Raw genomic sequence first — 13,286 nt, 5'->3', positions numbered from 1 at the left:
CAACCGGATGATATCAGCGAAGCTACAGTCCGCACACCCATATTGCAGCATGCCCGACCGATCCGACCATCCCATGCAGTTCGAGCCGCGTCCAGGTGATCCGGCGCCGCGTCGCATCCGGCGGATCGGACGACTCATCGCGATCCTCGCGCTGGCAATCGGGTTTATCGGCCTTCTTTGGGTGTTCACCGGTATTCCCTCTCCAGTGGCCACGGCGATGGATGACGCCCTCTGGAAGCCGTGCCCGGCGCAGTACTTGGACGCCCGCACGGCCATCGACTCCGGGCTGGCCGATGGATACGTGTTGCGCCCCCGCACGCGCTTCGAACGGGCCATCACGTGCGGCAGCGAGCGTCGCCGTCGCGGGAAGTAGGGCGTGAGGAGTAGGGAGAAGGCCGTAAGCCACGCACGGCTTTCGGCACGACCCTCCGTGGTGGATTATTCAGGATGTCCACAACACTCCCCGCCGTTCCGACGATCGACGATATCCGCGCGGCCGCCGCCCGCATTGCACCGCATGCGCAGATCACGCCGCTGCTGACATCTCCCGCCCTCGACGCGCGCGTCGGCGGCCGCGTGTTACTCAAGGCCGAAGTACTCCAGCACACCGGCTCGTTCAAGTTGCGCGGCGCCCTCAATCGCCTGCTGCAGCTCTCGGACGACGAACGCGCGCGCGGCGTCGTCGCGTACTCGTCGGGGAATCACGCGCAGGCTGTGGCGTATAGTGCGTCGCTGCTGGGCATGCGTTCGGTGATCATCATGCCGACAGACGCCCCTGCGCTCAAGATCGAGCGGACCCGCGCTTTCGGCGGCGAGGTCGTGCTGTATGATCGGTACACCGAAGACCGCGTGGCCATCGGCAGCGCCATTGCGCAGGAGCACCGGCTCACGATCGTCCCGCCCTTCGAAGATCCGCACGTCGTGGCCGGGCAAGGCACCCTGGCGCTCGAAGCACTCCTGCAAGCATCGGCGATGGGATACACGCCCGACACGCTCTTGGTGTGCTGCGGCGGTGGTGGACTGACGGCGGGTTGCGCGCTGGCGGCGGAAAGCGTGTCGCCGACCACGGTGGTGCATCCCTGCGAGCCGTCCGAGTTCGACGACATGGCGCGCTCCCTCGCGCTAGGGCATCGTGTGGCGAACGCGCCGGGGAAGCGTTCGATCTGCGATGCGATCGTAACCGAGATGCCGGGGGAGTTCACCTTCTCCATCAACCAGCCGCGCGTCGGGGCCGGTCTCACCGTGACCGACGACGAGGTGCTGGCGGCCATCGCGTTCGCGGTGCGCGAACTCAAGCTGGTGGTGGAGCCGGGCGGCGCGGCGGCGCTGGCCGCGCTGTTGGCCGGTAAAGTCGAGACGCGGGACCGCACCACCATGGTGGTGGTGACCGGCGGCAATATCGATCCTGCGATTCTCGCGAGGGCGATCGGCGCGGCGTGACCGCTTACGATCGTGATTTCGTGATTCCTTCCGGCATGCGAGAGGCTTTGGGAGCAGGGCCCGACCGACCGGCGACGGTGTTGCTACTGCCCGGCCTGTACGACTCCGGACCCGAGCACTGGCAGTCGCGCTGGCAGGCCCAGTCGTCGGCAGAATCTCCGCTGTTCGTTGAGCGCGTCGTGCAACAGGAGTGGGCCGAGCCGCGGTGCGCCGACTGGGTCGCACGGCTCACGCACGTGATGCAGGAGAGCGTACACGATGTGGTGCTGGTCGCGCACAGCACCGCCTGTGCCATGGTCGCGCATTGGGCGCGCGGGGCGTCGCTCGAACACATCATGCGCGTGCGTGGTGCGCTGCTGGTCGCGCCCAGTGATCCATTGGCGGCCGCCTTTCCCAGCGGCCCCACGGGCTTCGCCCCGGTTCCGCTCACTGCGCTGCCGTTCCCCAGCACGGTGGTGGCCAGCCGCAACGACGAGTATGTGACGTACGAGCAGGCGGAGCGCTATGCGGCGGCGTGGGGCAGCCGTGTCTGGGACGTGGGCAAGGCCGGCCACATCAACGCCCACGCGGGCTACGGCGCGTGGCCCGACGGCTGGCGCGCCGTGGAAGCGATGGCCGCTGCTCCGCACTGCCGCGTGGCACGCTATGCCGACGTGCCGCCACTCACCGCGCTGATCGACCTGTCGGTGCGCCGCCTGGCCGCCGGATATTACACCGACGCGCAGATTGCGTCGTCGCTGGCGTATGTGTTCGGGGTGGACTCCAGTCTCATTCACGACCGCAGCTATTTCGTGCTCGCACAGCATGGCGACCTCGTGGCCGCTGGTGGATGGAGCGATCACCAGACGTTGTTCGGCGGCGATCAGTTCCACCACCGTGACGAAGGGCGCCTTCATCCGGCCAGCTCACCAGCGCGCATCCGCGCCTTCTACGTGCACCCCGATCACGCCCGTCGGGGTTACGCCAAACGCCTCTTAGGCATCTGCAGCGCCGCCGCCCAACGCGCCGGCTTCACAACACTCTCGCTGATGTCAACGCTCCCGGGCGAACCGCTGTACCGGGCCCTGGGCTTCGTGCCAGACGCGCGCGTGGAGTATCCGATGCCCGACGGCACGACGCTGCCGGTGATCCCGATGACGAAGGCGATTGGGTAGGCCGCGCCGATCGCAACGACAAAAGCAACGGCTGGAACACAGAAACAGCAGATTGCACAGATCAGCACCGTCAAAAGAAAAAGCGCCGCTTGCGTATCAGTGCTGTTCCGTGCACTCCGTCGACTCCGTGTTCCAGCTGTCTACTGAGCTTCAGGCGTCGTCGATGGTCGAAGACCAATCCGCCCCGATGTCGGAAACGAAGCGACGTGCTCCAGTGTTTCAATATTGAGGCAGTGATTGCCCGTCCGTACCACTCTCGTCTCTCCATCAAACAGCCCCACCCATGATCGCTACCACACACGTGACGCGCCTCGCCGCCGGCGCTGCGCTCCTCCTTGCCGTCACCGCCGCCGCGGGCGCCCAGAGCACGAAGGCCGCCCAGCCCGACTATGCCGCCGCGATGCATCGCGAGCACCTGAACGAGACCCCGACCGCGTCCGCGGGCGCCCACATCGCACCGCGTGTCGAGGTCGTCGGGAGGACGGTGACCTACGCCACCATCAACGGCAAGGCCATCAAGGGCTTCCTCGCCAAGCCGGCCGTCGGCGCCAAGACGGGAAAGGCGATCATCATGGTGCACGAGTGGTGGGGCTTGAACGACGGCATTCAGGCCATGGCCAAGCGCTACGCGGGCGAAGGCTACACGGTGCTCGCGGTCGATCTGTTCGGGTCGGTCGCCACCACGCCCGATGCCGCGATGAAGCTGTATCAGGCGGGCATGGCGGACATCGCCGGTGGTGAGAAGAACCTCGGTGCTGCCATCTCGTATCTGAAGAAGGCGGGCGCCAAATCGATTGGTTCGGTGGGCTACTGCTATGGTGGACACTGGTCACTGCGCACCGGTCTCGTGGGCGGCAGTAAACTCGACGCCGTGGTGATGTACTACGGCGCGCCGATCACCGATCCGGCGCAACTCGCGCGCCTCAAGGCGCCCGTGCTGGGACTGTTCGGCGGCAAGGACACCGGCATTCCGCTCGACAGCGTGCGTGCCATGGAAGCGGCCATCACCAAGCTCGGCGGTTCCGTCACGATCAACGTGTATGCCAATGCGAATCATGCCTTCGCCAATCCCACCGGTCAGGCCTACGACAGGACGGCCGCCGAAGACGCGTTTGCCAAGACCGTCAGCTTCTTCAAGGCGAACCTGAAGTAACTCGTAGGACCCACGCGTGACCTGATCCGTCGGTGGCGATACATTCGTGACATGACTACTCGTCGCGATTTCCTCGTCACCGGCGGCGCCGCACTTGGCGCGCTGGCGATCGGCCCGACTGCGCTGCGTGCCCTGCCCGGGTTCCACTCGCTCCCCGCGCTCTACACCGACGCCGCCACCCGCGAACTCATGATGGAGGCGCTCAACGCCGCCAAACGCTACGGCGCCTCATGGGCCGACGTGCGCATCTCGCGCAATCGCAACAACAGCATCCAGACGCGCGAGCGACAGGTCACCGACGTCGTCGACACCGACACGATGGGTTGCGGGGTGCGCGTGCTGGTGGACGGTTGCTGGGGGTTCTGCGCCACCCAGGAACTCACCAAAGAAGGCGTCGGCACCGCCGCACGAGAGGCCGTCGCTATCGCCAAGGCGAATCGCATCGCGCGCGATCGTCGCGTGGAGTTGGCGCCGTCACCGGCGCATCCGAACGCGACCTGGCGCAGTTCCTATCAGATCGACCCGTTCACCGTACCGGTGGAAACCAAGGCCGACCTGCTCCTGCGTGCCAATGCCGAAGCACTGAAGGTGCCCAACGTACGCTTCGTGAACTCCGGCCTCTCGTTCGTGAAGGAAGAGCGCAACTACGCGAACACCGACGGCTCGGTGATCACGCAAGATTACGTGCGCAGCTGGGTCACCATGAGCTGCACCGCCGTGGCGCCTGATCGCTCGAACACCGCCGTGCGCGGTCCCGAAGTCGTGCAGCCCGCCGGACGAGGCTGGGAGTATGTGCTTGAAGCAGACATCGTGAAGAACGCCACCAAGTGGGGCGAAGAAGCGGCCGAGAAGCTCACCGCCAAGCCGGTGGAGCCGGGGCGCTACGACCTCATTCTGCATCCGTCGCAGCTGTTCCTCACCATCCACGAATCGCTCGCGCATCCCACCGAACTCGATCGCGCGATGGGCTACGAGGCCAACTACGCCGGCACCAGCTTCATGGCGCCGCCGGAGAAAGTGCTTGGTTCGCTCAAGCTCGGGCCCCCCATGATGAATCTGGTGGGCAATCGCGATGAAATCGGCGCACTGGCCACCATCGGCTACGACGACGACGGCGTACAGCCCGACACCTTCCACATTGTGAAGGACGGCATTCTCAACGACTATCAGACCACGCGTGAACAGGCGCCATGGCTGGCGTCGTGGTATGCCAAAAACGGCAAGCCGGTGCGCTCGCACGGATGCTCGTACGCGCAGAGCTGGGCCGACGTGCAGTTCCAGCGCATGCCGAACGTCTCGCTGCAGCCGGGCGCAAAAGATCTGAGCTGGGGTGATCTCATCGCCGCCACCGACAAGGGCATCGCGATGATCGGTCGCGCGTCGTACTCCATTGATCAGCAGCGCTACAATGCGCAGTTCGGCGCGCAGCTCTGCTACGAAGTGCGCAAGGGCAAGATCGTGGGCCAGGTGAAGGACGCCGCCTATCAAATGCGCACGCCGGACTTCTGGAACACCCTCGACATGCTCGGCGGCAAGAGCAGCTACGAGTTCGGCGGCACGTTCAACGACGGCAAGGGCCAGCCCGGGCAGTCCAACGCGGTGAGCCACGGCTGCCCGCCCACGCGCTTCAAAAACGCGACCATCATCAACACGGGACGCACGGTATGAGCGAGTCCATGAGCGACACCAAAGCCATGGCCGCCATCGGAGTGCTCTCGCGTGACCAAGCGCAGGCGATCGTCGAACGCGCGGTGAAGCTGTCCAAGGCCGACGCCGTGCGCGTGTCGGTGAACAGTTCGCGTGAAACCAATCTGCGCTTTGCCGACAATCAGATGTCTACATCGGGCGTTACCACCAACAGCACGATCCGCATTCAAAGCGTGTTCGGAAAGCGCAAAGCCAGTGTGGTCACGAACGACCGCAGCGACGAAGGACTGCGGCGCGCGGTCGAGCAGTCGGAAGCGCTCGCGCGCTTGGCACCGGAAGACCCCGAGTATCTCGGTGAACTACCGCCACAGATGTATGCGCCGGTGAATGCGTGGTTCGATCGCACCGCCGATCTGTCGGCCGAGGATCGCGCCAAGGCGGCCATGACCGCACTCGCGCCGGCACGCGCGGCCCGGGATCTCACCGTGGCCGGGTTCATCATCTGCAACGCGAGCGCCAGCGCGATCGGCAACAGCGCCGGGCTGTTCGCCTATCACCGCGGCACGAGCGCGAACTACACGCTCACGGCGCGCACCACCGACGGCACCGGCTCCGGCTGGGTCGGTAGCGAGAGTACCGACTGGAGCGCGATCGACTTCCAGTCTGTCGCGACGCGCGCCATCGACAAGGCGCGTCGCTCGCGTAATCCGGTGGGCATCGAACCCGGTCGATACACGGTGATCTTCGAACCCGAAGCGACGGCCAATCTCGTGAGTCTCATGGGCGGCGCCTTTCAGGCACGCTCAGCCGACGAAGGACGCTCCGCCTTCTCGAAGGCCGGTGGTGGCACGCGCCTCGGCGAGAAGATCGTGGATGAACGCGTGTCACTGATCTCCGATCCCGGCGACCCGCTCATTCTTGGCTCACCGTTCGATGGTGAAGGCATGCCCACGGGCAAGCAGACGTGGGTGCAGAACGGCGTGCTGAATCAGCTGGCGTACAACCGATTCTGGGCCAACAAGCAGAGCAGGACGGCCACCGGCGGTGCCCAATCGCTACGCATGGCCAGCGGTAGTGACACGATCGAATCGATGATCGCCAGCACCACGCGTGGTGTGCTCGTGACGCGCCTGTGGTATCTGCGTCCGCTCGACGCGCGCACGCTCATGTACACCGGCCTCACGCGCGATGGCACCTTCCTGATCGAGAACGGCAAGATCGCGCGCTCTATCAAGAACTTTCGCTTCAACGATTCCCCGCTGTTCATGCTGAACAACCTCGAGGGCGTGGGCGCGGCGGTACGCACAGCCGGCGGTGAAGGTGGTCCCGGCGTGGCGATGCCGCCCATCAAGGTGCGCGACTTCAACTTCTCGAGTTCGTCGGACGCCGTATGATTCAGCCGCGCGAGGCGCGCCGTATTCGGCTGTCAGTGCGATACGTGATGCTGCTGATCGTATTCTGGTCACTCTATCGCGCGGGTCCTCGCCCAAGCGTGGAGTGGAACGAGCCCGCCACGTATCCACCAGCGGTGCACGTCGTGGCCTCTGCCCTTCCTGACTCCCTCGCCAACTTTCCAGCGTGGTTTGCCCAACAGGAACGGGCAGCCGGCGTTACCGACCCAGACGTGGCGAAGCACGTGGTGTTCGCCGACAGCATGTCGCCCAAACGCACGCCCTGGAGCGTCGTGTATCTGCACGGCTTCTCCGCGACGCGGCAGGAAACCGCCCCGCTGAGTGCAGAAGTAGCAGAAGCGCTTGGCGCCAATCTCTACGAAACGCGACTTCGCGGACACGGTCTACCGGGTGACTCACTCGCCAACGTGCAGGCGAGCAACTGGATGAACGACGCCGCGTTCGCACTCGACGTCGGCCGACGGCTTGGTGATTCGGTACTCGTCATCGGCACCAGCACGGGGGGCACACTCGGTGTGCTGCTTGCGACAGTGCCCAAGGCGGCACGCGAAGACCTACGCGCGTTGGTGCTTATCTCGCCCAACTTCGGCCCGAAGGATCGCATGGCTGGGCTGCTCACGTTGCCGTGGGCTAGCGTCGTGCTGCCGAGGTTCATTCCTCGTCGCACGTGGACGGCGGCCAATGAAGAACAAAAGCGCTTCTGGACGATGAGTTATCCGTCAAGCGCTCTCTTTCCGATGCAGGCGCTGGTGGAGTATGTGCGCGCGCTGCCACTCACCGGTTATGACACACCAACGCTCGCCCTCTACAATCGAAACGATCAGGTGGTGGACGCCGAGCGCACGACACATTGGCTCGATGCGCTGGACGCCGAAGGCATGGTGAAATCGCAGCGAATGCTCGTCATTCCAACCAAGGGCGAAGACGGCCACGTGATCGCGGGGCGCATTGTATCGCCGAGTCAGACGCGGGCCGTTCGCGATCGCATCGTGGCGTTCGTCAGGCCGTAGACAGCGCCACAGGACGCGCAACGTACCTACGCGCCGTACTTCCAGTTCCGCGCCCTGCCTTGGGCGAGCATGTCGATCGCCTGCGCGACTCGTTTCGTCTTCGTCTCGTCGCGCTTCGCCTCGGAGATCCATTCGCCGTACTCGCGGCGATGCGACGGGCTAAGGGCGTCGAACACCGCCTTGGCCCCTTCTTCGCCGGCGAGTGCCGCAGCCAGTTCAGGCGGAACCACGATTGGCTTTGCGGTCGTCGCCCTCCTGGCTGCCGGTCGTGACCGCTTCACGTCGGCATCATTCAGCGCCATCGCTTTCTTGATGTACGTCGTCAGCATGGTCTTGTTCGGCAAGTCCGTGACGCGCGTGATCCGACCGAACTGTCCCATCGCCTCGTCGCTCATCTCCTCGCCAAGCACTTGCCGGCCGAGCCAGAAGGTGAGCGCACAATGCGCTTTGAACGACGCCGTACTGCACATCATACCGTGGTAGTCGAAGTGCGGGAAACCCCACTTGATGGTTTCCTCGGCGTGGGGGCACGCCTCATGCACGACCGCACGAAGGTGCTCGAGAATCGGCTGGGCAAACAACGCCGATTTCGCGATGTAGGCATCGATGCGGGGGTCGCGCGTTCCCATACGGCGTGCTCCGAATTAGACAGGACAGGACGGGTACAACGCAGAGGACAATACTGGGCAGCGCGCGGAGCGTTAGCGAATGGACAGCAGCAGCATCGGCATCATCTTCGTGATCGCGCTCTTTGCTGTCGGCTTCCGGCTGCTCGCCGACCGCTGGGACCGCGACCGTATTCAACAGTACGTGGCCGAGCGCGGCGGCGCCGTGAACGACATCACGTGGCAACCGTTCGGCCGAGGATGGTTCGGCGAGAAAGGCGATCGCATCTACGAAGTGGAGTACACCGACCGCGACGGCGCGTCACCCAGCGCGTCGTGCAAGACCAGCTTGTTTAGCGGCGTCTATAGTTACCGACGACCGCACCACCTCCGGTGTGCAACCACTGGCGATTACGCGCGCCGACCGCGAGATCGCCTCACTGGAACGCGAAAATCAGCAGGTGCGCACCGAGATCGAGCGGCTTAAGCATCGCGGAGCCTGATCAGCCCTTCCTGCGCCACCGACGCCACCAACGTTCCGTCTTGGGTGAAAATCTCGCCACGCACAAAGCCGCGCGCCCCTGCGGCCGCAGTACTGTTCATGCTGTACAACAACCATTCGTCACAGCGGAACGGCCGGTGCATCCAAATCGTATGGTCGAGTGACGCCAACTGAAGCCGCGGATCGCGATACGACACTTGGTGCGGCAGCAGCGCCGTGGGCAAGAATCCGTAATCGGAGGCGTACGCGAGAATCGCCTGATGCGTGATCGGATCGTCGGGCAGCGTGTCGATCACACGGAACCACATGAAGCGCTTCGAACCGCGCGACTCGTCCGTACCCGGCACATGGGACGTAAACGAGCGGAAGTCGATTGGACGATCCTGCGTGAGCACCGTGCGCAGCTCGGGCGGCAGCACTTCGGCACGCTCACGGATCTGATCGAGCTCCGGCATTAAGTCTTCCGGCGGCGGCACGTCGGGCATCACACTCTGATGTTCGAGGCCGTCGATGTGTACGTGAAAGGAGGCCGACAGATGAAAGATGGCCTCGCCATGCTGTATGGCGGTCACCCGGCGGCTGGTGAAGCTGCCGCCATCACGAGGACGGTCCACGAAGAAGACGATCGGGGCGTTGAGGTCGCCGGCGCGCAGGAAGTAGCCATGCACCGAGTGCGCCTCGCGCGGCTCGTCCACGGTGCGACGGGCGGCCACCAGTGCCTGCGCGAACACCTGTCCACCGAACACGCGGCCGGTGCCGAGATCGCGGTTATGCCCGCGATAGATATTGACCTCGAGCTTCTCGAGCTCGAGTAACGACAGTAGTTCTTTGACGACGCTCATGCGGTGAAATATGCGCCCGAGTTGTGGCCGGAGCGACGCGGCGATAGCATGGGCGCATGAATCGTGCGCTTCGCTCCTTCCTGTTGGCGCTGGTCAGTGTGATTGCCGCCTGGATGTTCGCCCGCACCAAGGGCGTGTCGCCACCGCCCACGCCCACGCCCACGCCCACGTCCGCTCCGTCCGGAGAACCTACCGCGCCCCCGCCGGAAACGTCGCCAACCCGACGCGTGGGCTTCCGCTCCAACGCGCGGCTGGTAGAGCACTTCGAGAAGCACGGACGGGAGTTTGGGACGGTCTCGCCGGAGCAATATCTGCAGTTGGCGCAACGATTGCGTGATGCACCCGTGAGCGGAGACATCGTCGAAGTCGTTCGGTCATCTGACGGCGTCATCTCCCGCTTCGACCGGGGCAGCGGGGCGTTCTTGGCGGCCGACGCCGACGGCACGATACGCACCTTCTTCAAACCCAATGACGGGGAAGCCTATTTCCGCCGTCAGGCCCGTCGCACCCCCCGATCCTGAACCGCCAATGATCAGCGCCGACCAGCTCCTGGAGCAATGGGCCCGTACGGTGGACGACGTGGAGCACGGCTACGCGCTCACCTACGAGGACTTCCTGAACGATTTGGACGTCCGTCGAGCGCTCGATGATGCCCCCCTGCCCCACGCCGCCGTGGAGCGCCTCGCGGCCCTCGACGCGCGGTTCCAGGAGGCGACGTTTCCCTCTGGGGCGTGCGTCTGGGGGGTCGAAAATGAAGAGGCCGAGGGGTGGGACCGGGTATCTCACTGGTACTATTGGCGGCTGCCCACTCACCCCGGATCGGCCTTTCACGACGAATGATCGATTAGCTTTCAGGGTTATGTCCCAAAGTCCTGACTCCCTGAACGCCAGTCTGAGCCTGTCCGAGCGTGTTTTCGCTGCGACCGAGCTGCTCGAACAGTTCGCCGTTAACCGGGCCGAGCTGCTCGTGCTGTCCGAGGACGCTCGCACCCGCCTGCTTAAGGCGGCCGGCGAGGTCTCGCGCCCTGATGCGATCCTGCGCCGCCAGATGGTGAAGGCGACCAAGCGCAAGAAGCGGGTCGAAAAGACGATGCGCGTGCACGAAGCGGAGTCGCAGTTGCAGGAAACCGGCATTCGCCGCCTGCGTCGTCAGACGGTGTTCACCACGCCCAACTATCTGCTGCCGGCGACGGACGAGCAGACCACGGTCGAGATCGAGCCCGACTTCCGCGAAGCGCTGGAGGCGCAGCACTGCTACGTGTGCAAGCGCAACTTCACCGTGCTGCACCACTTCTACGATCAGCTCTGCCCCCCGTGCGCCGAGTTCAACTACCGCAAGCGCGGCGAGTTGGCCGACCTCACCGGACGCACGGCGCTCCTCACCGGCGGCCGCGTGAAGATCGGCTATCAGGCCGGTATCAAGCTGCTCCGCGCGGGCGCGCATCTCATCGTGACCACGCGCTTCCCGCGTGACTCCGCAGCGCGCTACGCCGCCGAGCCCGACTTCGATCAGTGGGCGCATCGTCTCGAGATCTTCGGGCTCGACCTTCGCCACACGCCGAGCGTCGAAGCGTTCTGTCATCACCTGATGGAAACGCACAACCGCCTCGACTTCATCGTGAACAATGCCTGTCAGACGGTGCGTCGTCCGCCCGACTTTTACAGGCACATGATGGAGGGCGAGACGGCCGCGCTCAGCAGCATGCCCGAGCAGGTGCGAAAGCTGCTCGGCGCGTATGAAGGCGTGCGTGGCTATCACATGCTGCCCGGCTCCACCGATGCGGAAGACGGTGAGATGCTCACGCCGAAAACGTTGCCGCGGGCCTTGGCCGAGGTGGCAGGTATCACGCACGCCGCCGAGCTGTCGCAGGTCGCGCTGTTGCCCGAAGAGCACACCGATCGCGAGCACCTCTTCCCCGAGGGCAAGCTCGATCAGGACATGCAACAGGTCGACTTGCGTGACCGCAATTCGTGGCGGTTGCTGATGCATGAAGTGCCGAGCGTGGAACTGCTGGAGGTGCAGCTGGTGAACGCGATCGCGCCGTTCCTGCTCAATGCGCGACTCAAGCCGCTCATGTTGCGCACGCCGGAACGTGACAAGCACATCGTGAACGTGTCGGCGGTGGAAGGACAGTTCTATCGCAAATTCAAGACAACGCGGCACCCGCATACGAACATGGCCAAGGCCGCGCTCAACATGATGACGCGCACCTCGGCCGCCGACTACGAACACGACGGCATCCACATGAACGCGGTCGATACCGGATGGGTGACGGACGAGGATCCGGTGCACATCGCGGAGAAGAAGGTGGCCGAGCATCGCTTCCATCCGCCGCTCGACATCGTGGACGGTGCGGCGCGCATCGTCGATCCGATCATCGACGGCATCAACACCGGCGAACACGTGTGGGGCAAGTTCCTCAAGGACTACGCGCCCACGGACTGGTAGCCAAACCGGGCTCGCCGTGGACCGCATCAAGGCGAGGGTCGCGCGGCTCGGAGGACCAGCAGAAGAAACAACAGAAACAAAAACAAACTGGGTCGCGCGAAGCTCGCGAACGCAGTGGCTTTTGTTGTTGCTGTTTACAAGGAAAGCCCGCGCAGATACTCGAAGTTCGCCTTGGCACTCGCCAGCTCATCGGCGGCGCCTTCCTGCTCCACAAAACACGGCTTCTTGGCCAAGTCTGGCACAGCCGCAAGGAACGCCCGCAGATCGAACGTGCCGGTACTGAGCTCCGTGTCTTTGGTGTGGTCGGCCACGACGTTCTTCAGGTGGAACGACCCGATGCGGTCCTTGTAGCGACTCAGGTAGTCCATGGGATCGCCGCCGCCCATCAACATGTTGCCGACATCGAGCTGGAAGCGCACGAACTTGGGCTCGGTGCGCTTGAGGAACAGCTCAAGCGGAAACTCGCCCTCGATCTTGCGCTGGTGTTCCGGCTCGTTGTGGAACGCGAGCCAGATGCCGGCACGGCGCGCCTCTTCGCCAGCCACGTTGAACCGGTCGGCCCAGATCTTCCATGCATTGATGGATCGCTTCGTTTCACTGGGAAGGCTGGGCACCACCAAGTACTGGTGTCCAAGCAGCTTCGCGGTGCGCAGACTCTCCGACCACTCACTGAGGATCGTTTCGGGGGCGATGTGGGCCGAGGTGGCGGTGAGCCCCTCGGCCTTGAGTGTCGCCTTCACTTGGCTTGGCGAGCGATCGAAATTCTTGAAGCTCCACAGCAGCTCCACATCGGTGTAGCCGATGGCGCGGATCGCGGCCAGCGTCTTCTCCGGGTTTTCCTTCATCGCCTTCCGCACCGCGTACAGCTCGAGACCAATGCGATCCAGACGGCTGGCGGACGGCACACGGGCACTGGCCCCGGCGGCACAGGAAGACAGCAGCGCGCCACCGCCGAGGGCACCAGTGCCTAGCGCGGCGAGAAACGAGCGACGGGGGATCGGGTTCGTCATCTCTTGAGGTTACCGGTGAAATGCTGAACGCGCGACCGTGGGGGCGCGTAAACTTTGCGAGA

Annotated in this window: 14 protein-coding genes; 11 read left to right on the top strand and 3 right to left on the bottom strand. The window is 64.5% G+C overall.

Annotation, left to right across the window (positions count from 1 at the left end; genetic code table 11):
* The first annotated feature begins 49 nt into the window (after positions 1–49).
* The 7 genes from ACLL97_RS12580 (at position 50) to ACLL97_RS12550 (ending at position 7,816) form a co-directional block, all read left to right on the top strand.
* A complete protein-coding gene (locus ACLL97_RS12580) occupies positions 50–373 on the top strand; it encodes a hypothetical protein (protein ID WP_411280818.1) in 324 nt (107 codons plus the stop codon).
* 74 nt (positions 374–447) lie between these two features.
* On the top strand, positions 448–1,440 hold the full coding sequence (locus ACLL97_RS12575) for a threonine/serine dehydratase (RefSeq protein ID WP_411280817.1): 993 nt from the start codon (positions 448–450) through the stop codon (positions 1,438–1,440).
* A 35-nt stretch (positions 1,441–1,475) separates the two neighbouring features.
* Positions 1,476–2,594 carry a GNAT family N-acetyltransferase gene (locus ACLL97_RS12570; protein ID WP_411280816.1) on the top strand — a complete coding sequence of 373 codons (1,119 nt, stop codon included), beginning with the start codon at positions 1,476–1,478 and terminating at the stop codon, positions 2,592–2,594.
* Positions 2,595–2,877: 283 nt separating this feature from the next.
* The gene (locus ACLL97_RS12565) at positions 2,878–3,747 is read left to right on the top strand and encodes a dienelactone hydrolase family protein (protein ID WP_411280815.1); all 870 of its coding nucleotides are present in this window, start codon (positions 2,878–2,880) and stop codon (positions 3,745–3,747) included.
* Positions 3,748–3,798: 51 nt separating this feature from the next.
* Complete coding sequence (locus ACLL97_RS12560) at positions 3,799–5,415, top strand: TldD/PmbA family protein (protein ID WP_411280814.1); 1,617 nt, start codon at positions 3,799–3,801, stop codon at positions 5,413–5,415.
* On the top strand, positions 5,412–6,788 hold the full coding sequence (locus ACLL97_RS12555) for a TldD/PmbA family protein (RefSeq protein ID WP_411280813.1): 1,377 nt from the start codon (positions 5,412–5,414) through the stop codon (positions 6,786–6,788). The genes ACLL97_RS12560 and ACLL97_RS12555 overlap by 4 nt, the downstream gene beginning before the upstream one ends.
* The gene (locus tag ACLL97_RS12550; RefSeq protein WP_411280812.1) at positions 6,785–7,816 is read left to right on the top strand and encodes an alpha/beta hydrolase; all 1,032 of its coding nucleotides are present in this window, start codon (positions 6,785–6,787) and stop codon (positions 7,814–7,816) included. Before ACLL97_RS12555 ends, ACLL97_RS12550 begins: the two co-directional genes overlap by 4 nt.
* A 26-nt stretch (positions 7,817–7,842) precedes the next feature.
* On the opposite strand, the gene ACLL97_RS12545 is transcribed toward ACLL97_RS12550, so the two are convergent.
* Complete coding sequence (locus tag ACLL97_RS12545) at positions 7,843–8,445, bottom strand: YdeI/OmpD-associated family protein (protein ID WP_411280811.1); 603 nt, start codon at positions 8,443–8,445, stop codon at positions 7,843–7,845.
* A 79-nt stretch (positions 8,446–8,524) separates the two neighbouring features.
* Between ACLL97_RS12545 and ACLL97_RS12540 the strand changes: the two genes are divergently transcribed.
* Positions 8,525–8,908: a hypothetical protein gene (locus tag ACLL97_RS12540; RefSeq protein WP_411280810.1), complete on the top strand. Its 384-nt coding sequence runs from the start codon at positions 8,525–8,527 to the stop codon at positions 8,906–8,908.
* On the opposite strand, the gene ACLL97_RS12535 is transcribed toward ACLL97_RS12540, so the two are convergent.
* Positions 8,905–9,765, bottom strand: coding sequence for an acyl-CoA thioesterase (locus ACLL97_RS12535; protein WP_411280809.1), 861 nt, complete (start codon positions 9,763–9,765; stop codon positions 8,905–8,907). The genes ACLL97_RS12540 and ACLL97_RS12535 overlap by 4 nt on opposite strands.
* A 56-nt stretch (positions 9,766–9,821) precedes the next feature.
* Here ACLL97_RS12535 and ACLL97_RS12530 point away from each other — a divergent pair, with 56 nt between their 5' ends.
* Genes ACLL97_RS12530 through ACLL97_RS12520 form a run of 3 tightly spaced genes read left to right on the top strand, consistent with a single transcriptional unit; the run spans position 9,822 to position 12,214 of the window.
* Complete coding sequence (locus ACLL97_RS12530) at positions 9,822–10,286, top strand: hypothetical protein (RefSeq protein ID WP_411280808.1); 465 nt, start codon at positions 9,822–9,824, stop codon at positions 10,284–10,286.
* A gap of 7 nt (positions 10,287–10,293) precedes the next feature.
* The gene (locus tag ACLL97_RS12525) at positions 10,294–10,605 is read left to right on the top strand and encodes a hypothetical protein (RefSeq protein WP_411280807.1); all 312 of its coding nucleotides are present in this window, start codon (positions 10,294–10,296) and stop codon (positions 10,603–10,605) included.
* A gap of 19 nt (positions 10,606–10,624) precedes the next feature.
* Complete coding sequence (locus tag ACLL97_RS12520) at positions 10,625–12,214, top strand: SDR family NAD(P)-dependent oxidoreductase (protein WP_411280806.1); 1,590 nt, start codon at positions 10,625–10,627, stop codon at positions 12,212–12,214.
* Positions 12,215–12,348: 134 nt separating this feature from the next.
* Here the strand turns inward: ACLL97_RS12520 and ACLL97_RS12515 are convergent, their stop codons facing one another.
* Positions 12,349–13,224, bottom strand: a complete 876-nt coding sequence (locus ACLL97_RS12515) for a sugar phosphate isomerase/epimerase family protein (RefSeq protein ID WP_411280805.1) — start codon at positions 13,222–13,224, stop codon at positions 12,349–12,351.
* Between the last annotated feature and the right edge of the window lie 62 nt (positions 13,225–13,286).

This window comes from Gemmatimonas sp., assembly GCF_046594945.1.
Taxonomy (GTDB): Bacteria; Gemmatimonadota; Gemmatimonadetes; order Gemmatimonadales; family Gemmatimonadaceae; genus Gemmatimonas.
This window is presented reverse-complemented; position numbering and strand designations above follow the sequence as displayed.